Origin of the sequence: Falsihalocynthiibacter arcticus (assembly GCF_000812665.2) — a bacterium.
Classification (GTDB): domain Bacteria; phylum Pseudomonadota; class Alphaproteobacteria; order Rhodobacterales; family Rhodobacteraceae; genus Falsihalocynthiibacter; species Falsihalocynthiibacter arcticus.
In genome coordinates this window covers 891993-911300 of the sequence record NZ_CP014327.1, presented here as the reverse complement: position 1 = coordinate 911300, position 19308 = coordinate 891993, and the positions used below count along the sequence as shown (strand labels likewise).

The window sequence follows — 19308 nt, the reverse complement described above, 5'->3', positions numbered from 1 at the left end:
ATCGGTCCAGTTGCGAATGATTTGCAATTGGCCGGAAGGGGAGGTAACAAGTCTCACCACGCTTCAAAAGGAGGGTGGTTCACTTACCTCTAGACGAAAAGGAGGCTGCGCGATGAAAATCACTCTCAAGTCCGCCGCCCTCACTGCCCTTGTTGCAACTGCTGCTCAAAGCGCGTTTGCCCAAGAGGTTACCCTTCGCTTTCAGCATTTCGTTTCCCCGAAATCCGCGAACCCAACTTACTTTATGCAGCCTTGGGCCGATAAAGTCGAACGCGATTCGGACGGGCGCATTAAAGTGGAAATCTACCCCTTGATGCAGCTTGGGGGCAAAGCGCCTTCGCAATACGACCTCATTCGTGATGGGGTTGTGGATGGTGGTTGGGTCATTCCGGGATATCAACCCGGGCGTTTTCCCGAAGCTGAAGCCATGGAAATGCCGTTCATGGTCACCAAAAAGGGTGAAGAAGCCAGTAAGGCCGCTTGGATTTTTACTCAAAAGCACCTGATGGATGATTTTGCAGATGTGAAAGTAATCGCTGCGCACATGCATGGCCCTGGAGTGGTGCATAAAAAGGGTCCAGCCATTGCGGAAATCTCCGATTTTGACGGTGTGAAATTGCGCGGGCCTTCGCGACCGGCAACGCTTCTTTTGAGTAAATTGGGGGCAAATCCGATCGGAATGGCCGTTCCAGCCTTCCCAGAAGCGCTCTCAAAAGGTGTGGTTGATGGCGGGGTTATCACGTGGGAAATGGCGCCCTCGTTGAAGCTCGACGAATTGACGGATAGCCACACCGACGTGGCGGGCGACAAATCCCTGTACAGCCTCTTTTTCATCTGGGCGATGAATAAGGACGTATATGAAGGGTTGCCCGACGACCTAAAAGCCGTGATCGACGCGAACTCTGGCTTTGAAACTTCCGCTTTGGCAGGGCGTGCGCACGACACGGGTGACATTGAAGGCAAGCAGGTCATGATTGATGCGGGCAACGAAATCGCCGAAATCAACCAAGAGCAAACCGAATTGATGAAGGCGCTGGGCGAAGAAGTGGTCGCTGAGTGGATTGAAGAAGTTTCGCAAAAGGGTCTCGACGGAGAGGCGCTCATCTCTGATGCGCGCGCTGCGGTTCAACTAACTGAAGGCACCGCTGCGCCTTTGGAGTAACGAATGAAGTGAGGGTCGCCCATTGGTTTGGGCGGCCTTTTCAAGCAATAGGTTCCAGAAACGTGACATGGGTATTGCCATAGCGGCGTGTGTCGCGACGGGAAAAACCACGGGGTGCGGCTGCTGGCTGATCTTCTTCCCAAACGATCAGCGCCTTTGGGTCGATCCATCCCAATTTAAGTGCGTTTTCAAGCGCAGAAGCCCCTGAATCCTGACCATAAGGGGGATCGAGAAATATCAAATGACAGGGCATTTGCGTCGCAGGAAGCCCGTTGGCGGCACAGGTCAAAACACTCGAGTCGGCTTCGCGACGCAGGATTTTGATGTTCTCACGGACCAGATTTTGTGCAATTCGGCCATTATCAACAAACGTAACATGTTCGGCACCCCGACTGAGAGCTTCTAGGCCTAACGCACCAGTCCCTGCGAAAAGATCCAAAACGCGTGCACCCTCGATCGGGCGGCCAAACGCCCCCCCGTTGAGAACATTAAACAGGCTCTCGCGTACACGGTCGGACGTGGGGCGAAGATGTGCCGCGTCGTCGCCGATGCCGACGTCCGTCAGCTTTGTTCCACGGTGTTTTCCTGCAATTATTCTCATGATAGCAATGCCTTAAGGTTGGTCGAGAGATCCGAAATTGCCGCAGGGTCTGGCGTCCTACCAGCCTCAATTAGGCGTTTTCCGATCATATAGGCACGGGGATCATTCATCGCATCAACGGCCAAAAGCGTGCCGTTTTGATAGTACCAATGGCTCTGGGAAATTTCCGTTTCACCTTGGCGCACAATCACTCGATCATACCCGGTGTTTAGCCCAGCGATCTGGAGTTTAACATTGTACTGATCGCTCCAAAACCAAATTTTCGGCACATACTCAACTTGAGCGCCCATCATGTTTCGCGCGACGACTTCGGCCATATCAATAGCGTTGGGTACGCTTTCTAGTCGGATGCGCCCACCCTTGTAGGGCAGAGAGGCGCAGTCCCCAGCAGCCCAAATATTCGGGTCGCTAGTTTGACCCGTCGAATCCGTCTTGATTCCGTTTTCAATTTCTAATCCCGCCGTTTCAGCAAGGAGGTTGCCCGGATTTACGCCTATACCAACGATGACAAAATCAAAGGCTTCTTGGGTGCCGTCCGAGAATTCAGCGCCCGTAACTTCGGTGGTTCCCAACAATCGCTCCAACCCCAAGCCTTCGCGAATTTTCACGCCGTGGGACGCATGAATAGCACGGAAATAGTCGGAGGTTTCAGGGGCGGCGACGCGGCAAAGAATGCGATCTGCCGACTCGATCAAAGTGGTGTCGACACCCCTTTTGGCCGCGACCGCTGCTGCCTCAAGGCCGATATACCCCCCTCCGACGATCAATAAGCGCGCGTCCTTGCGAAAATGGGGTGCCATTGCGTCGACATCGGCAAGGCTGCGAACGCGAAAAACCTTCCTAAGTTGGCCACCGATTGCAGCGGGCAAAACGCGTGGAGAAGAACCCGTTGTGATGGCCAGCTTGTCATAGGACAGCGTTTCTCCTGTAACCGTGACTGTTTTGGATATGGCGTCAATTGCGTCAACAGGTGCGCCTAATCGCAAGGTTATTTTCAGGTCTTGGTAAAAACTTTCGGGGCGTAAATGAAGGCGCTCTCTTGCCATTTCGCCGAGTAAATAGGCCTTGGAAAGTGGCGGGCGCTGGTAGGGTATTTCTGCTTCACTTCCGATCAGGGTAATGTCGCCCTGAAATCCATCGTTGCGCAGCTTGGCAACAAGGGATGCGCCTGCTTGGCCAGCACCAACAACGATAAAATGCGACATGGGACGCGCCTCTCAGAGTATAATTTTCGGGCAAGATAGAGTGCGATGAGAGGAGTTGCAAACATCACCGCCCGCAAACCCTCGTCTACATCATATTTAAACGAGAAAATGCCCGCTAAGGTCCTTAGAGAAGGAGGCTTGGATAGAAGCGGAACGACCCCCATATCCTTATGGTTCAAAAGTCGTAATTCATGTTGCGCTCACACTTGGGGGATGGTTTTGAAGGGTCCATATTCGGTTAGAACTTCAATTTCCCTGCCAACGGCTTTTGCTTCAGCGTCCAAGAACTGGGATACGGCATGGTTGAAACCCTCGTCGGCAATCCAATGAAGGGAGTGGGTTTGAACGGGTAAATACCCGCGGGCCAATTTATGCTCTCCTTGTGCGCCAGCTTCGACTCGCTTCAATCCGTGTTCAATCGCAAAATCAATTGCCTGATAATAGCAAAGTTCGAAATGGAGAGCGGGGTGGTCTTCGATGCATCCCCAATATCGCCCGTAGAGCGTTTCTGCGCCGATCATATTGAGGGCACCTGCAATTAGCCTCCCGTCCTCGAGCGCAAGAACCAGCAATATGTCGTCGCGCAGTGTCTCTTGCGCAATGTCGAAAAATGCCCGTGTCAGGTAGGGAGTACCCCATTTTCGCGCACCGGTGTCTTGGTAAAATTGCCAGAAGGCGTTCCAGTGATCGGGTTGAATTTCGTCACTGGAGAGTTGAATAATTGTTCCGCCAAACCCCTGTGCGGTTGCGCGTTCGCGGCGAATATTTTTGCGTTTACGTGCTGCCAAACTTGCGAGAAAAGCGTCGAAGTCTGAGTATCCATTATTCAGCCAGTGGAATTGTTGGCTTACACGGCGCAGCAAACCCATATGCGCGCCAGTCTCGGCTTCGTCCTCGGTACAAAATGTGATGTGTAAAGATGAAAGTTTGTTTTCTGCAGCGAGTTGAACTGCACCTTGAAGAAGGGCACTGCGGCCTTCGGCTTCAAATCCAGGTAGAGTTAAAAAACGGCGCCCAGTTGCTGGCGTGAACGGGACGGCCATCTGTAGTTTGGGGTAGTAATTTCCCCCAGCATTCTCGAAGGCTTGAGCCCAGTTGAAGTCAAAAATATACTCTCCCTGACTGTGGGATTTTACGTAAAGCGGGGAGGCCGCAATCATTTGACCGTTTTTATGGACAGTCAGGTAGCGTCCGTGCCAACCACTCGTTCCGCCAACGGATCCACTGTCTTCTAGCGCTTTGAGAAAACGGTAAGTTGTGAAGGGATCAAAGGGGCGCCCCCCGTTCACTGCCTCTGGACAGGCGCAAGCGTCCCAGTCGGATGCGGAAATATCCGAAAGTGTCGGATGGATTTGGACTTCAATTTGCGCGCTCATAGGTCCTCAGGATACTGGGATTGGGCCGAAAGAGAGTGCCCGTTCGCTTGTGTCGGTCAAGAGGGCAGGTATTGTTCGAATGTCACGTTGTCGGCAACTTGACGGGCAGCGACTTCACTGGCGTTCGACGTGATCGTCCAACACAGAACAGGTACACCAAGCGATTTCAACTCCTGCACGCGGGGAATTGAAAGGCTATTGTGATCATGACTAATGAAGCTGCTTTTTGTGCGGTCAAAATCTTGGATAGCGGCAAGCTCATCGCGCCGATCCCGTGGGACGTGCAGCGAGCCTTTGTCGTCCATAAGGCATGTCGTCAATCCACGCGGATGATCGGGAAGTAAGTTTGCGATGACTTCTACCGAATATGGATTGAATGACATGAAAGCGATTGGCCCCTTGTAGGATGCGGCACATTCGGCCACCGCCTTTTCCAATGCGCCCACATTTGGCCCCATCGCGCCGTCCTGGTCTTTGATTTCCACAAGAAGAGGGACGCGTCCAGCGACCAGCGCGAGGACCTCCGCGAGCAACGGGATCGTCTGCTTTTCACCGTGGAGCAACTCGATTTGAACGAGGTCGCCGGACTCGCGCATTTGGATCGGGCCGTGCACGCCCGTCAGTCGAGTCATGTTGTAGTCATGGAAAACCATGGCTTGCCCGTCTTTGGAAAGTTGAACGTCCAACTCAATCCCATAGCCGCCTCCAATTGCAGCGAGAAACGCGGCGCGACTATTTTCGGGGCGTAGTGCCGAAGCATTATGAAGGCCCCGATGGGCGAGTGGTCGATCAAGAAAAGATTGGGGAAGGCGCGGAATTTGTCTCATTTGATTTCGAAAATACCTTCGATTTCAACAACGACGCCAAAGGGAAGGGAGGCTGCGGAAACAGCGGATCGTGCGTGTAGCCCTGCATCGCCGAGCGCTTCGACCATGAAGTCGGATGCCCCGTTGATAACGGCGGGCTGTTGATCGAAGTCGGGTGTGGAGTTTACGAAACCAACCAGTTTTACAACGCGAACCAAACGATCCAAGTCCCCATCGCAGGCTGCTTTCACTTGAGCAAGAAGCGAAATGGCACAACTGCGCGCGCAGGCGGCCCCTTCTTCGATTGAGATAGTATCGCCCAGTTTCCCGATAGCGAATGCGCCGTCCTTCATCGAAATTTGTCCCGAGACATACACCGTATTTCCAGTGCGCACAGTTGGCACATAGTTTGCGGCTGGCGCTGGCGCATCAGGCAATGTGACGCCGATTTTGGCCAAATTACTTTCGAAAATTCCACTCATGCGTCTGTCCTTTAAAACGGTTCCAAGGGGACGGTAGCGGGGAAATGAAGCAGTGAAAAGGGGCGATTACTCCTCGCGAAAAGCCTTGTTGAAATAATCAGCAAATGGCTTCACCAAGAATGTGAGTGGTGAACGATCCCCGATCCGGAAATAGGTCTCGACGGGCATTCCGGGAATTAAGCGGCTTCCCTTAGGGAGTTTTTCTTGCTCACCTGGGTTGAGGACAACTTCGCTTACATAATACGCAAGCCCTGTTTGTTGATCAACGAGGGCATCCGGCGAGAGGTGAGTCATTGTGCCCAAGAGTTCGGGTGTGTCGCGCGTATCGAGTGCCGAAAAACGCAAAACGGTCTCTTGGCCCACGTAAACCTGATCCACGTGGATCGGATTGATCCGCGCAGAAATGACCAGCGGGCGATCTTGAGGCACGATATACAAAAGTGGGTCTGCGGGCCGAATAACGGCGCGTTCGGCAAACACCTGAAGGGAAAGAACGACGCCGCTGACGGGCGCGCGAATGTCCAAATTGCTGAGGCGCTCTTTGAGGGAGGATTCGTTTTCGCGCAGTTCCAGTTCCCGCAGTTGCAGATCGCGGAGCAGGCTAATCGTTTCTTCGCGGCGGTCGGTTCGAATTTTGAGAATTGCAAGATCAATGCCCGCCATGCGTCCTTGCGATTGCGCCGCGCTGGACGTCAATTCGCCCACAAGTCCGCGCAACCTAGCTTGCTCCCGCAGGAGGGCTAAGACCCGCGAAGCCGTAGCAAGACCGCGATCTTGAAGGGTTTGCTGCGCGTCCAACTCTTGCACAATGAGCTCAAGTTGCGTCACGAGGGCGGCTTGTTGGGCTTGGATTCCTTCCACTTGGTTGGCGATCTGTTCGCGCTGCTTTCCAAGCTGTTCAACTTCACTCGTTTGGGTTTCCGCGCGTGCTACAAAAAGGCGGGATTGACCGGACAATACGTCCTCAACCTCAGGTCGGACCTTTGCGATCGTGAGGAGGGAGTCGTCGAATTTTATCTCGGAAGCCTTGTCGCGCTCCGCTTGAAGTCGTGCGCGACGAGCGGATACCTCATAGAGTTGCGATTGCGTGATAGAAAGCTCAGAGAGGGTGCGGGCTGGATCAAGAATAATAAGAGGTTGATTGGCTTCTACAACGTCCCCTTCGTCCACAAGTATGGATTGTACGACGCCGCCATCCAAATGCTGCACAACCTGTCGTGAGTTGTCGACCTCGATTTGCCCTTGGGCGATGATCGCGCCCGAAATACTCGTCGTGGCCCCCCAATAACCAAAGCCGACGACGAGAATTAAGATGGTCGCGAACCCGAGGGCAACATACCTTTTGGCACCATATTTCATGGCCATTTGCGCGCTCATGTAACACCCCCCGCGCCTTGATTCTGGCTAATTTGGTTGTGGTTTGTGACGTTCTGTTGAAGAATTTCGTTCTTTGGTCCAAATGCTTTGACCGATCCGTTCTCCATAATAAGAAGCAAGTCGCATTCCCGAATGGCGGCGGGGCGATGCGCCATTATGATGACCGAATTGCCCGCAGATTTGGCGGCACGAATGGCGTGGTTGAGGGCCTCGGACCCCACGTTGTCGAGGTTTGAATTGGGCTCGTCGAGCACCAACAAGACGGGATCATCATAAAAGGCACGCGCCAAGCCGATACGCTGAATTTGCCCTCCTGACAGGCGGCCACCCGCTCCGGACACCTGCGTGTCGTATCCCTGTGGGAGCGTCAGGATCATTTCGTGGGCGGCGGCTTTTTTCGCTGCAGCAACAACCTTATCATCGTTGATATCTTGGGAAAGCCGGCCAATATTCTGGGCGACGGTTCCCTCAAAGAGTTGAACCTTCTGGGGGAGATAGCCGATATATTTTCCAAGAACGTCTGGATCGTATTGCTCAAGGGAGGCGTTATCCAACCGGATGGTACCCCCAGCAAGACGCCAAACCCCCGTTAAGGCGCGCGCGAGCGTTGACTTGCCCGAACCCGACGATCCAATCACCCCGAGAGCCGTACCTGCGGGCAAGGAAAAGCTCACCATTCTAAGGGCGGCCTGACTGTCGCCGGGGGGAACGACGGTTATCTGTTGTACGTCGAGTTTTGCGCTGGGCGACGGAAGTGTTGTGCGCGGCTCATCGGGGGGTATGGCGCTTAGAAGTTCGGACAATGATCGCCACCCCTGTTTGGCCCGCACAACATACGCCCAGCCGCCAATCGCTTGCTCCACGGGTTGAAGCGCGCGTCCAAGGAGGATCGACCCTGCGATCATTGCGCCGGCGGACAACTCGTTTTGAAGGACGAGATACGCCCCAAGCGCAAGCATGGCAGATTGAAGGAACTGGCGGAAAGTCTTGGTGGTCGTTGAAAAACCGCCCCCGCGATCAGAGGCGGTGAGCGTAAATTCCAAAGCACTTTCGCGCGTTGAGCGCCAACGCTCAAAGGCGGCCTCGCGCATTCCCAAGCTTTGAATGGTTTCAGCTTCGAACCGAATCTCTTGGGCTTGAAAATCGGCTCTGCGGGCAGCGAGGCCAGCCGAGAGAACAGGCGCTTTTGTGGAAATTTGGTTGAAAAAAGCCACGACCATCAGGAACGCCCCCCCGTAACCGCGAGGATGCCAAGCCACGGGTGGAAGAGAAAAATTGTCGCGATAAAGATCGGCGTCCACGGCAAGTCAACGAAGGCAATGAAAATGGGGGAGGAAATGAAGGATTGCACGGCATCGACATCTTGCAGCGCTGTATTGGCGTTCTTTTGCAATTGCGGCACCGTGTTGGCGCGTAAAACGGCGGAAAAAACCCGCTTGTTTAAACTGGCCTGAAAACGAGCCCCTGCACGCGCCATAATCCGCCCACGCGTGAAATCCAAAACGCCCATGCAAAAATAAAGGAACGTTGCCAATATCGAGAGTGCAATCAGCGTTTCAACAGAACGACTAGAAAGGACGCGGTCGTAAATTTGGAGCATAAACAACGGCCCCGTCAGCATTAACAAGTTCACAAAGATGCTGAATAGAATCATCGCCCAGATAAGGGGGCGGTTCTGGCGCTGTGCCGCATTGAGTTCTTCGCGACCCAGATCAGTGAATTGTTTTTGCATTAGGCGTAAATGTCTCGTTTAATAGGAGTTGCGGTTGCAATTCCGTAGGCTGCGTTGTACCCAAAAAGCTTCAAAAGATAATAGGTCAGCCTTTTTGGGTTGGGCTTTGTCGATAACATCAGTATGTGACCCAAAAGTACAAATAACTCGTTGAGAAGTGTCGTGTTTTTGCCAGAAATTCGTATCCGCGCCAAGTGTAGCTTAATTATTTGTTTGTTAAGCGTGTCGTTATTGTCTTCCTGTGCGCATCCAGAGCGCACGGGTGAAATTTACGACCCCTACGAAAAATCTAACCGCGCGCGTCATGAACGCACCAAGCAATCGGATCAAGGGATGATTGGGCCTGTCGCGCAGGCTTATGGAAAGACCCCAGAGTTTTTGCGGACCACGGTGACGAATTTTTCAGATTATCTCGCGCTGTATCCGATGGTTGGAAACAACATTCTTCAGTTTGACTTGGCGGGGGCCGCGCAAAATTCAACGCGCCTCTTGGTGAATACGACCTTTGGCCTTGCTGGCTTGTTTGATGTCGCATCCGACATGGGGATTTACGAGGACAGCACAGGGTTTGGCGACACATTGGCAGTATGGGGTGTCGGTGAAGGGGCATATCTTGAAGCGCCGTTTTTGGGTCCAACGACCCAACGTGACGCCGTCGGTGGCGTTGTTGATTTGGCGACAAATCCAATGTTCTATTATGATGGTGGGCGCTATGCCGCCGTTGGCCTTCTGGCGTTATTGGGTGCGAAGCTTGATAAGCGTTTCCGTTATTCAGGTTCCGTGGATCAGCTTTTCAATGAGAGCGCGGACAGTTATGTTCAGACCCGTATGATGTACCTTCAGAACCGTCGCTATGAACTTGGGCAAGAAGTCGCCCCAAGTGCGGATGGTTGCACAAATGGCTATGCAGACCCATATGCAGATCCCTACGCGGACCCTTCTGCATCTACAGGGTCCTGCGATACTGAATAAGAGGCAGTTATGACACATCAGGTTACACGACGCAGCATTTTGGGAGGCCTCGTTGCCTCTGGACTTTGGCTATCGACGGCCCCCATGACTTTTGCGCTTTCGGTGGATGCATCTAAAACGCTCGTTATCAAACTGGTGGATGATATCAACGCTGTGATCGCCACGGGGAAGCCTGAACGGGCGATGTACAAAGATTTTCAGCGTATTTTCGCGGACTATGCGGATGTGCCCGCCATCGCACGCTATGCTTTGGGGTCGGATGCGCGCAGGGCCTCACCCGCCCAAATAAAGGCGTTTACGGGGGCTTTTGAAACTTACATCGCGCGTAAATACGGCAGCCAGTTCCACCAATTTATTGGGGGTCGAATTGAAGTCGATAGCGCCGAAACCGTGAAAAGCTTTGTCGAAGTTAAAACGACAGCGTTTATGCGCGGCGAAGCGCCGTTTGAAATCAAATTCCTGATCTCCGATAAATCCGGCAAACACAGGTTTTTCAACATGTTCATCGAGGGCATCAATATGCTCCTAACCGAGCGCTCTGAAATCGGCTCGATTATTGATGCGAACAATGGCGACCTTAATAAGGCAATCGCGCAGTTGAAGAAACTCAGCTAGTTCCCGCCGCCAAAAATCTGCAGGAGCAGGTTCTCGATCGGATTGGTTCCCTTGGGCTGGGGATTGGCACGTTGGGGTGCATTCGGGTCGACATAGGCGCTGGGCGCTTGTCCATCAATCATCGGCAGGGGAGAAATTGGGACGCCCTCGTTGATGCGGACCATAGCATCATGCCAGATTTCAGCGGGAAGCCCGCTTCCCGTGACACCCGTTAGCGGCGTATTGTCGTCATAGCCAAGCCAAACACCGGTGACATAATCCGCTGTAAATCCGATAAACCACGCGTCGCGGGCGGCCTGTGTTGTGCCCGTTTTTCCTGCGGCTTGACGTCCATCAAGTTTGGCACGACGGCCACTTCCGGATTCGATCACTTGATACATCATATAGGTGAGTTGCTCGGCAGCATTGGTTGTGATGACCCGCTCGCCCATACCACCGTCTTGACCAATCAGCGGCTCCGTGTCGCCTTGAAGGCGCAGTTCCGAAAGGCCGTAGGGTGTTACGCTACGGCCGCCATTAAGGATGCCAGCATAAGCACCCGTCATTTCAAGTAGCGTGCTCTCGGATGCGCCAAGGGCCAATGCGGGACCCGCCGCAAGGTCGCTTTGAATGCCAAACATTTCGGCCACGGTGCGTACATTTTCGCGGCCTACGCCTTCGGATATGCGAACCGCAGGAATGTTCAGGGAGCGTCTTAAGGCTTCGGTTAAGGTAACTGTGCCGCTGAACTTATGGTCGTAATTCGATGGCGTCCACGGGCCCGAGCCCGGGATGTCGATCGTCAGGGGTTCGTCTTTGACATAGTCGTTGTAGGAATATCCAAGGTCCAAAGCCGCTGCATAAACGAAGGGTTTGAATGCGGAACCTGTTTGGCGCGAAGCTTGGGTTGCACGGTTAAAGGCGCCTGTTGCCTTAACATCGCGGCCACCAACCATTGCCCGTACTGCTCCGTCCGCGGACATGACCACAATCGCGGCTTGGGCCTTGGAGCCATCGCGGACTTTGGTGTCAAAAATATGCAGCATGGCTTGTTCGGCAGCGCGTTGGACGCGCGGATCAAGCGTTGATTGAATGATCACATCTTCGGTGGTGTCGCGAGTTAGATAGCTCGGACCTTCGGACATAACCCAATCGGCAAAATACCCACCCGTACGCGATTTGGCTGCATCAGAAAGCGTGGCGGGATTGGCGCGGGCTTCATTAGCTTGCGCAGTGGTAAGGAGGCCTTGTTCTTCCATCAATTTCACAACGGTCTCTGCGCGATCTTGGCTGCGTTGAAGATCATTGGTCGGCGCATAGCGCGTGGGCGCCTTAAGAAGACCCGCCAGCATCGCCGCTTGCGCAGGCGAAATTTGGTTGGCGGACAGGTTGAAATAACGCTGGCTAGCAGCTTCAAATCCACGAGCGCCTGCGCCGAGGAAGGCGCGGTTCAGGTAGATCGTCAGGATTTCATTCTTGGTGAACTTTACCTCAAGTGCCATCGCATACAGCGCTTCCTTGGCTTTACGTACGAGTGATCCTCGACGGCAATCGGACTCATATTCGCGTTCGGTCATTTTATTCGTGTCGTGTGGAACGCCAAGACACAACAGTTTCGCGGTTTGCTGTGTGATTGTGGACCCGCCATTCCCAGAGAGCGCCGAGCGCCCTTCGGATATGTTGATTTTTACAGCACTCGCGATGCCCCGTGGCGAAACGCCAAAGTGCCAGAAAAAGCGTTTGTCCTCGGTCGCGGTGACGGAATTCTTGAGGTGTGGAGACACCGTTTCGGTGGTGACCATGCCGCCGAATTGATCACCGCGCCATGCAAAGACTTGGCCATTGGTGTCCAGAAGCGTTACCGAACCGCGTGTCCGCCCATCAACCAGTTCTTCAAGCTCGGGCAAAGTGGACGCGTAAAACAACACACCCAGCGCGACGAGAATGGTACAGACAGCCCCCACGCGCCACGTAATTCCCCAGAACAACCGAACGATCCAGCGAAACAGCCGACTGATCGGATTTCTCTTAGGAGCGGGGCGTGCACGTCGCTTGGTGCGCGTTTTTCGCGCCGCAGTTTTAGGAGCCGCCCGCTTAGGGCTGCTCTTCTTAGCGTTCGCGCGCTTCTCTGCCACCAATTTGGGGCGTTTTGGGCCTGTTCCGGTCATCTGCTACTCGTCTTAGGGCGTATTTTTCCTCAACTTACAGGGTCTGAACCGATTTGTAACGGGACTATTCGTGACTGATTCTTCTTTTTGATGTGCTTAAATTTTAATCTAATCGCCCAATTTGTGCATTTTTTGTGCATTTTCGGTCGCCGGAGGCCCGCATTATAGGGTTTGCTTCCTTGAATCCGAACAAGTCTGCGCGTTTTTTAGCCTCATGGAAGCGCGGGCACCGAACAGATGTTCAACGCCTGAGAATGTAAGGGGAACGACGTGAAACTCATTATCGCAGCAATCAAACCGTTCAAGCTCGAAGAGGTGCGCGAAGCACTCACCGCGATCGGTGTTCGGGGCATGATGGTTACAGAAATTAAGGGGTTCGGATCTCAATCCGGCCATACCGAAATCTACCGTGGGGCAGAATACGCGGTGAATTTCGTGCCGAAGGTCAAATTGGAAATCGTTGTTTCGGCCGCCATGGCGGACCAAGTCGTAGAAACCATCCAAAAGACCGCCAAAACCGACAAAATTGGCGACGGCAAGATTTTTGTTCTGGACGTAGACCATGCGGTGCGCGTGCGGACTGGCGAAACCAACGAAGACGCGCTGTAGGCGCTGGATTCGACAAAGGAATTATACATGAAACTGAATAAATTAATCCCGCTGAGCGCGACGGCAGCCTTGCTTCCTCTCGCCAGTTTTGCCCAAGACGCTGAAGCTGTTGTAGCCGTTGCTGTGCCAACAGATTCCGTCTTTATCCTCAACTCGCTCCTCTTTCTCATCGGTGGCTTCTTGGTCTTCTGGATGGCCGCTGGGTTCTCGATGCTCGAAGCCGGTCTAGTCCGTTCCAAAAACGTTACCATGCAGCTTACAAAGAACATGGCGCTCTTTGGTCTGGCCTGTATTTTCTATTACTTGATCGGTTACAACCTTATGTACCCATTGGGTAATTGGTCTGTTGATGGTGTTCTTTCCGGTGTGTTTGGCCCAGCAGTTCTTGAAGTTGTTGGCGTGACGGCCGAGGGTGCAGACGATTACTCCTATGCGTCCACTGGCTCTGACTTCTTCTTCCAGTTGATGTTCTGTGCGGCGACGGCCTCTATTGTTTCTGGTACGCTTGCTGAGCGCATCAAACTTTGGCCCTTCTTGGCTTTCACAATTGTTCTAACGGCAATCATCTACCCAATCCAAGCGTCTTGGAAATGGGGCGGCGGTTTCCTTGATGCGGCTGGCTTTCTTGACTTCGCGGGCTCTACAGTTGTGCACTCCGTTGGTGGCTGGGCAGCTTTGACTGGCGCACTTGTTCTTGGTCCACGTTTGGGTAAATACAAAGACGGTCGAGTCATCCCGATGATGGGTTCCAACCTTACGCTCGCTACCTTGGGTACGTTCATTCTTTGGATGGGTTGGTTTGGCTTCAACGGTGCCTCGCAACTCGCAATGGGTTCGGTTGGCGACGTCGCCGATATCTCGCGGATTTTTGCAAACACAAACGCGGCGGCGGCAGGTGGTTTGATCACAGCCCTCTTGCTCACTCAAGCTCTCTATAAAAAGCCAGACCTTACAATGATCCTTAACGGCGCGCTTGCTGGTCTGGTTTCCATCACAGCAGAGCCACTGACGCCAACAATTGGTGAATCAACGCTAATCGGTGCTATCGGTGGATTGATTGTTGTCTTCGCAGTACCAATGCTCGACAAACTCAAAATCGACGATGTTGTTGGTGCGATCCCAGTTCACCTTATGGCTGGTATCTGGGGCACAATCGCGGTTGTCTTCACTAACGGCGACGCGTCTTTGGGCACACAGCTTTACTCCATCGTAGTTGTAGGTGGGTTCACTGTCGTAACTTCTGGTGCCCTCTGGCTCCTCCTGAAACACACCGTTGGTATCCGAGTGAGTGCAGAAGCAGAGATCACAGGTCTTGATGTGGCGGAGCTTGGTATGGAAGCCTATCCCGAGTTCTCTAAAGGCTAACTACATCTGAGAAATTTCAAGAAACGTGCTCGGGCTGTCATGGCCCGAGCTTTTCCGTTTTTACATGTTGTTCCGGATCTTGAATGGCTGCAAAGTGTGGCATGACGCACATCGATCCACCCATTTCCGACAAAGCTGTTGCGGCTGTTTTTGCCGGGTTTCCAAGGCCTGCGCGGGACGGCACACTTCTCCTGCGCTCCATCATCTTTGAAATCGCCGATAGGGATGAGCGGGTCGGCGGCGTTTCGGAAACCCTCAAATGGAGGCAGCCTTCGTATTTACCGATTGCCAAAAATGTTGGAACCCCGATTAGGCTGGGTGTCCCAAAGGCGGGGGGCTTTGCCTTATTCGTCCATTGTCAAACGACTGTGATCAATGAATTTCGAACGCTTTTTTCTGGTGACTTTGAATTCGACGGTAATCGCGCAGTGTTGTTTGACAGCAAGGCAAGCATCGAAATCGAGAAGATCACGCTGCTGATCAATCGCGCTTTGACATATAGGCTCTAGTTTAAAAGGCGTCGCGCAATCACCTGCGCTTGAATTTCTGCCGCGCCCTCGAAGATGTTTAGGATACGTGCGTCGCACAATATGCGGCTGATTTGATACTCAAGTGCGAAGCCGTTGCCGCCATGGATTTGCAGGGCATTATCCGCCGCGGCCCAAGCGACCCGCGCTCCAAGGAGTTTCGCCATGCCAGCCTCTAGGTCGCAGCGGCGCTCATTATCTTTCTCAGTCGCCGCGAAATAGGACAATTGTCGTGCGATCATAATCTCGACGGCCATCATCGCCAGCTTTCCCGAAACCCGCGGGAAATTAATGATGCTCTTGCCGAATTGCTTGCGGTCGATGGCGTATTGCATCCCGACTTCCAACGCATTCTGGGCAACGCCGATTGCGCGTGCGGCCGTTTGAATGCGTGCGCTCTCAAAGGTTTGCATCAACTGCTTAAACCCTTTGCCCTCTACGCCACCCAGAAGGTTTTTGGCATCAACTTTGAACCCATCAAATGCCAGTTCGTATTCCTTCATGCCGCGGTAGCCCAGCACCTCGATTTCACTGCCACTCATCCCCTGCGTAGGGAAAGGTACGTCGTTCGTACCGGGAAGTTTCTCAGCCAAGAACATGGAGAGCCCCTTATGGTCATCGCTTGAGGTGTCGGTCCGCGCCAAGAGGGTCATCACGTGGGTTCGGGCGGCGTGGGTTATCCACGTTTTGTTGCCCGTCACGGTATAGCTTTCGCCATCTTTCACAGCCCGCGTACGTAAGGAGCCAAGATCGCTGCCTGTGTTCGGTTCGGTGAAAACGGCGGTTGGCAGGATTTCTGCACTGGCGATTTTGGGGAGCCAATGTTGTTTTTGCTCCTCGGTTCCACCACATAGGATCAATTCCGCCGCGATTTCACTGCGGGTACCCAAGCTACCAACACCGATGTAGCCGCGAGAAAGCTCTTCGCTGACCACACACATGCTTGCCTTGGACAGCCCAAGCCCACCGTATTCTTCGGGGATGGTCAGCCCGAAAACGCCCATCTCGGCCATTTCATTGAGGATCTCAAGCGGGATTAATTCATCCTTGAGGTGCCAGTCGTGGGCAAAGGGAGTAACGCGTTCGTTGGCGAAACGGCGGAACTGATCGCGGATCATCTCAAGGTCTTCGTCTAGACCCGTAGCACCAAATGTGGCGTGGCCGGTGTTGTCTTGCATAAGGGTAACAAGTCTGGTGCGGGCGGCGGTAGAATTGCCTAGGGCCATGAGCGTTTCTACCGCCGTCACGCGCAGAGCGTCAGGCGAGATTTCAAGGTCCTGCAAGCGGGCCATCTCCCCTTGGCTCATCGGGATACCGCCTGAAATTTGACAGAGGTATTCGCCAAAACTGATCTGAAGGATCAGTTGTTCCATTTCCGCAAAAGTGCCGCTATCCGCGAGAGATTGCGCCCACGCCAGCATCCGAGTGAGGGCCGCCTGATAGGTCGCAAACCACGCAAAGACATGGGCTTGGTGCTGATGGGTTTCGAGATGCGCGGCGTTGACGCGACCATCGACGTGCACCTTTTGCAGGAGGTTTGCTCTGGCCTCCTCAAGCAATGCTTCTAGGGGCGGCAAACTCTGGGCGCAGCAGTTTAGGAGGTCCGGCAGGATGGGCAGCGATTGGGATTTGCGCATATCTAGTCCATCTTTTGGCATTGGGCTCTCATTAAGTTCGTTGATATGAATAATCCTTTCGCAGCCGCAGCGCAAGAAAAATTCTTTTAGCGCAGTAAAATTGATTTAAAAGAACTTTGTCGAATTTGTGATGTTCTCCGAGTATTCCCTGTATAACGGGCACGAAATTGGAGACATTCTTGGAAAATATACTTGCGGACATTCCCCTTTGGGTGCTTCTAATTGCCTGTTTAATAACGGTTATTGCGGGTTTTGTAAAAGGCGCCATTGGGTTTGCAATGCCGATGATTATGATTTCGGGGTTGGCATCTGTCTTGAGCGCCGAGGCTGCACTTGCAGCGCTGATTTTGCCCACGGTCATGACGAATGCTGCACAAGCATTGCGACAGGGCCTCCATGAAGCATTGCAAAGTGCGTGGCGATTCCGACTGTATTTGGGGATCGTTTTGGTCTGCATTATGGGGAGTGCGCAACTTGTTACGCTCATGCCTCAAAACGCGATGTTCTTGATGATCGGCATTCCAGTTTTGCTGTTTTCGATTACGCAGATTCTGGGTTGGCATCTGTCTATCAAGAAGGAGCATCGCAAGCGCGCAGAGGTCATCATTGGATGTGTAGCTGGCTTTACCGGCGGGCTATCTGGGATTTGGGGGCCGCCCACTGTGGCCTATCTGACGGCCATTGGAACCGAAAAACAGGAGCAAATCCGCGTTCAAGGCGTCATCTATGGGGCGGGCGCGGTGGTTCTTTTACTCGCCCATATTAAGTCGGGCGTCTTTACCGTAAGTACGGGCTCGTTTTCTGCGCTTATGTTGGCACCCGCCCTGTTGGGAATGCTCTTGGGGATGCGAGTTCAGGATCGACTCGATCAAGCGAAATTCAAGAAGGCGACGCTGATCGTTTTGGCGATTGCGGGTCTCAACCTTATTCGTCGTGGGGTGTCTGGTTAAAACGCCCCAACCATTTGGAAGGGGCGTTTTGAAACTCAATTGGATGACTAGCCGATTGCCGCAGAGCGAACATCATCGTCGATATAGTCTAGGTACTGTGTGAAATTGTCCGAAAACATTGAGACAAGCTTTGCGGCTTGCAGGTCATAGGCTTCGGAATCGCCCCAAGTCCGTCGAGGATCAAGCAGGATGTCTGCAACACCGTCCACGGAAACCGGCACGTCGAAGCCGAAATTTTCATCCTTGCGGAAGCGCGCTTTCTCGAGGGAGCCGTCGAGCGCCGCTGTCAAAAGTGTCCGCGTGGCCTTGATAGGCATTCTGGAACCAGTCCCATAGGCACCGCCCGTCCAACCCGTGTTCACCAACCAACATGTCGCTCCGTGTTTCGCAATTTTTTCGCGCAGGAGGTTGCCGTAAATCTCAGGACGGCGCGGCATGAAGGGGGCGCCAAAACAAGTCGAGAATGTAGGTTCAGGTTCGGTCACGCCCCTTTCTGTGCCGGCCACTTTGGATGTAAAACCGGAAAGGAAATGATACATTGCTTGCGCGGGTGTCAAACGGCTGATTGGTGGAAGAACGCCAAAGGCATCGCAGGTCAACATGATGATGTTTTTGGGATGCCCGCCAAGCGCGCTTTTGGACGCGTTCGAAATATAGTGAAGCGGGTAGGCGCACCGCATATTGGCCGTCAAACTATCATCTTTGAAGTCTAGCTCTTTGGTCTCGGGATCAAAGACCATATTCTCGATTACAGTTCCAAAGGTCCGCGTGGTCTCAAAGATCTCAGGCTCTGCATCGGCACTAAGATTGATGGTTTTCGCGTAACAGCCTCCCTCGAAATTGAAGGTTCCACGATCTGACCAGCCATGCTCATCATCGCCGATCAAGGTGCGGGAGGGGTCGGCAGAAAGGGTCGTTTTCCCTGTGCCTGAGAGGCCAAAGAAAATGGCCGTGTCGACGGGGTTTCCCGGGGCGTGGTTGGCCGAGCAATGCATCGGCATGATACCCTTTGCCGGTAGTAAGTAGTTGAGAAGTGAGAAGACGGATTTTTTGTTTTCACCGGCGTATTCAGACCCACCAATAAGGATGAGTTTCTGGTCGAAATTCATGGCAATAACGGTCTCGGAACGGCATCCGTGGCGCTTGGGGTCGGCTTTGAATGTCGGGCAATTAATAACGGTGAACTCAGGAAGGAAATCCTCCAATTCATCGCGATCAGGGCGACGCAACATATGGCGAATGAAAAGCGCGTGCCATGCAAGCTCTGTGACCATGCGTACATCAAGACGCTGACTTGCATCGGCACCCGCATAAAGGTCTTGGACGAAATAGTCGCGCCCTTTCATATGCTCGAGCATGTCCGCATACAGGACGTCGAATTTATCTTCTTGCATGGGGGCGTTGTTTTCCCACCAAATTCCGTCTTTTACAGAGTCACTTTGTACCACAAATTTGTCTTTGGGCGAGCGACCAGTATGTTTGCCAGTGGTGACCAAAAGCGTGCCGCCTTGGCCTAGTGTGCCTTCGTCGTGCTTGAGAGCAGTCTCGACGAGCGCAGGTTCCAGATCGTTATAATAGACATTTCCCAGCCCCTTTATACCTTGTGTTTCAAGGGTACAGGTTGGGTTCACACGACCGTGTGTCATAATGTAGCTCCTCGCGCCGTGTCCTAGTAGCGCGCAATCTCTTCCAAAGCGCAAAGGGCCAATTCTGCGCACCAGCCGCGGGCCCGGCTGATAGGCAAT

The 19308-nt window shown here is 53.3% G+C and carries 16 protein-coding genes and 1 pseudogene; 7 read left to right on the top strand and 10 right to left on the bottom strand.

Annotated features, from left to right (window positions below; all coding sequences use genetic code 11):
* Positions 1-112 precede the first annotated feature (112 nt).
* Complete coding sequence (locus tag RC74_RS04545; protein ID WP_039002428.1) at positions 113-1162, top strand: TRAP transporter substrate-binding protein; 1050 nt, start codon at positions 113-115, stop codon at positions 1160-1162.
* 40 nt (positions 1163-1202) lie between these two features.
* Here RC74_RS04545 and rsmD read toward each other — a convergent pair whose 3' ends face one another.
* From rsmD to RC74_RS04510, 7 genes and pseudogenes are all read right to left on the bottom strand, one after another.
* Entirely contained in the window at positions 1203-1763 is a 561-nt protein-coding gene (gene rsmD / locus RC74_RS04540; protein ID WP_039002429.1) for a 16S rRNA (guanine(966)-N(2))-methyltransferase RsmD, read from the bottom strand.
* Positions 1760-2968, bottom strand: coding sequence for an NAD(P)/FAD-dependent oxidoreductase (locus tag RC74_RS04535; RefSeq protein WP_039002430.1), 1209 nt, complete (start codon positions 2966-2968; stop codon positions 1760-1762). The genes rsmD and RC74_RS04535 overlap by 4 nt, the downstream gene beginning before the upstream one ends.
* A gap of 200 nt (positions 2969-3168) precedes the next feature.
* Positions 3169-4344 (bottom strand): GNAT family N-acetyltransferase, encoded by a 1176-nt coding sequence (locus RC74_RS04530; RefSeq protein WP_039002431.1) that lies wholly within the window; start codon positions 4342-4344, stop codon positions 3169-3171.
* Between the two features lie 56 nt (positions 4345-4400).
* Complete coding sequence (locus tag RC74_RS04525; RefSeq protein ID WP_039002432.1) at positions 4401-5171, bottom strand: glycerophosphodiester phosphodiesterase family protein; 771 nt, start codon at positions 5169-5171, stop codon at positions 4401-4403.
* Positions 5168-5632: a RidA family protein gene (locus RC74_RS04520; RefSeq protein ID WP_039002433.1), complete on the bottom strand. Its 465-nt coding sequence runs from the start codon at positions 5630-5632 to the stop codon at positions 5168-5170. Before RC74_RS04520 ends, RC74_RS04525 begins: the two co-directional genes overlap by 4 nt.
* A gap of 66 nt (positions 5633-5698) precedes the next feature.
* Complete coding sequence (locus RC74_RS04515; protein ID WP_039002434.1) at positions 5699-7009, bottom strand: HlyD family type I secretion periplasmic adaptor subunit; 1311 nt, start codon at positions 7007-7009, stop codon at positions 5699-5701.
* A pseudogene (locus RC74_RS04510) lies at positions 7006-8741 on the bottom strand (type I secretion system permease/ATPase). Before RC74_RS04510 ends, RC74_RS04515 begins: the two are co-directional and overlap by 4 nt.
* A gap of 162 nt (positions 8742-8903) precedes the next feature.
* On the opposite strand from RC74_RS04510, the gene RC74_RS04505 reads away from it, so the two are divergent.
* Together RC74_RS04505 and RC74_RS04500 are read left to right on the top strand one after the other, a co-directional pair.
* Positions 8904-9713: an MlaA family lipoprotein gene (locus tag RC74_RS04505; protein WP_052274847.1), complete on the top strand. Its 810-nt coding sequence runs from the start codon at positions 8904-8906 to the stop codon at positions 9711-9713.
* 9 nt (positions 9714-9722) lie between these two features.
* Positions 9723-10328 carry an MlaC/ttg2D family ABC transporter substrate-binding protein gene (locus RC74_RS04500; protein WP_039002436.1) on the top strand — a complete coding sequence of 202 codons (606 nt, stop codon included), beginning with the start codon at positions 9723-9725 and terminating at the stop codon, positions 10326-10328.
* On the opposite strand, the gene RC74_RS04495 is transcribed toward RC74_RS04500, so the two are convergent.
* Complete coding sequence (locus RC74_RS04495) at positions 10325-12475, bottom strand: transglycosylase domain-containing protein (RefSeq protein WP_039002437.1); 2151 nt, start codon at positions 12473-12475, stop codon at positions 10325-10327. The genes RC74_RS04500 and RC74_RS04495 overlap by 4 nt on opposite strands.
* Before the next feature lie 270 nt (positions 12476-12745).
* Here RC74_RS04495 and RC74_RS04490 point away from each other — a divergent pair, with 270 nt between their 5' ends.
* From RC74_RS04490 to RC74_RS04480, 3 genes are all read left to right on the top strand, one after another.
* The gene (locus RC74_RS04490) at positions 12746-13084 is read left to right on the top strand and encodes a P-II family nitrogen regulator (protein ID WP_039002438.1); all 339 of its coding nucleotides are present in this window, start codon (positions 12746-12748) and stop codon (positions 13082-13084) included.
* A gap of 27 nt (positions 13085-13111) precedes the next feature.
* On the top strand, positions 13112-14449 hold the full coding sequence (locus tag RC74_RS04485) for an ammonium transporter family protein (RefSeq protein ID WP_039002439.1): 1338 nt from the start codon (positions 13112-13114) through the stop codon (positions 14447-14449).
* An 83-nt stretch (positions 14450-14532) separates the two neighbouring features.
* On the top strand, positions 14533-14958 hold the full coding sequence (locus RC74_RS04480; RefSeq protein WP_236940026.1) for a DUF1801 domain-containing protein: 426 nt from the start codon (positions 14533-14535) through the stop codon (positions 14956-14958).
* Here the strand turns inward: RC74_RS04480 and RC74_RS04475 are convergent.
* Positions 14955-16634 carry an acyl-CoA dehydrogenase family protein gene (locus tag RC74_RS04475; protein WP_062628137.1) on the bottom strand — a complete coding sequence of 560 codons (1680 nt, stop codon included), beginning with the start codon at positions 16632-16634 and terminating at the stop codon, positions 14955-14957. The genes RC74_RS04480 and RC74_RS04475 overlap by 4 nt on opposite strands.
* A 158-nt stretch (positions 16635-16792) precedes the next feature.
* On the opposite strand from RC74_RS04475, the gene RC74_RS04470 reads away from it, so the two are divergent.
* On the top strand, positions 16793-17563 hold the full coding sequence (locus RC74_RS04470; RefSeq protein WP_052274568.1) for a sulfite exporter TauE/SafE family protein: 771 nt from the start codon (positions 16793-16795) through the stop codon (positions 17561-17563).
* A 47-nt stretch (positions 17564-17610) separates the two neighbouring features.
* Here RC74_RS04470 and RC74_RS04465 read toward each other — a convergent pair whose 3' ends face one another.
* Positions 17611-19209 carry a phosphoenolpyruvate carboxykinase gene (locus RC74_RS04465; RefSeq protein WP_039000057.1) on the bottom strand — a complete coding sequence of 533 codons (1599 nt, stop codon included), beginning with the start codon at positions 19207-19209 and terminating at the stop codon, positions 17611-17613.
* Positions 19210-19308: the final 99 nt, after the last annotated feature.

Bases quoted from the DNA above. Each gene is read 5' to 3' on its own strand.
- RC74_RS04545 (WP_039002428.1), top strand. From the start codon at position 113: ATGAAAATCACTCTCAAGTCCGCCGCCCTCACTGCCCTTGTTGCAACT.
- rsmD (WP_039002429.1), bottom strand. From the start codon at position 1,763: ATGAGAATAATTGCAGGAAAACACCGTGGAACAAAGCTGACGGACGTC.
- RC74_RS04535 (WP_039002430.1), bottom strand. From the start codon at position 2,968: ATGTCGCATTTTATCGTTGTTGGTGCTGGCCAAGCAGGCGCATCCCTT.
- RC74_RS04530 (WP_039002431.1), bottom strand. From the start codon at position 4,344: ATGAGCGCGCAAATTGAAGTCCAAATCCATCCGACACTTTCGGATATT.
- RC74_RS04525 (WP_039002432.1), bottom strand. From the start codon at position 5,171: ATGAGACAAATTCCGCGCCTTCCCCAATCTTTTCTTGATCGACCACTC.
- RC74_RS04520 (WP_039002433.1), bottom strand. From the start codon at position 5,632: ATGAGTGGAATTTTCGAAAGTAATTTGGCCAAAATCGGCGTCACATTG.
- RC74_RS04515 (WP_039002434.1), bottom strand. From the start codon at position 7,009: ATGAGCGCGCAAATGGCCATGAAATATGGTGCCAAAAGGTATGTTGCC.
- RC74_RS04500 (WP_039002436.1), top strand. From the start codon at position 9,723: ATGACACATCAGGTTACACGACGCAGCATTTTGGGAGGCCTCGTTGCC.
- RC74_RS04495 (WP_039002437.1), bottom strand. From the start codon at position 12,475: ATGACCGGAACAGGCCCAAAACGCCCCAAATTGGTGGCAGAGAAGCGC.
- RC74_RS04485 (WP_039002439.1), top strand. From the start codon at position 13,112: ATGAAACTGAATAAATTAATCCCGCTGAGCGCGACGGCAGCCTTGCTT.
- RC74_RS04480 (WP_236940026.1), top strand. From the start codon at position 14,533: ATGGCTGCAAAGTGTGGCATGACGCACATCGATCCACCCATTTCCGAC.
- RC74_RS04475 (WP_062628137.1), bottom strand. From the start codon at position 16,634: ATGCCAAAAGATGGACTAGATATGCGCAAATCCCAATCGCTGCCCATC.
- RC74_RS04465 (WP_039000057.1), bottom strand. From the start codon at position 19,209: ATGACACACGGTCGTGTGAACCCAACCTGTACCCTTGAAACACAAGGT.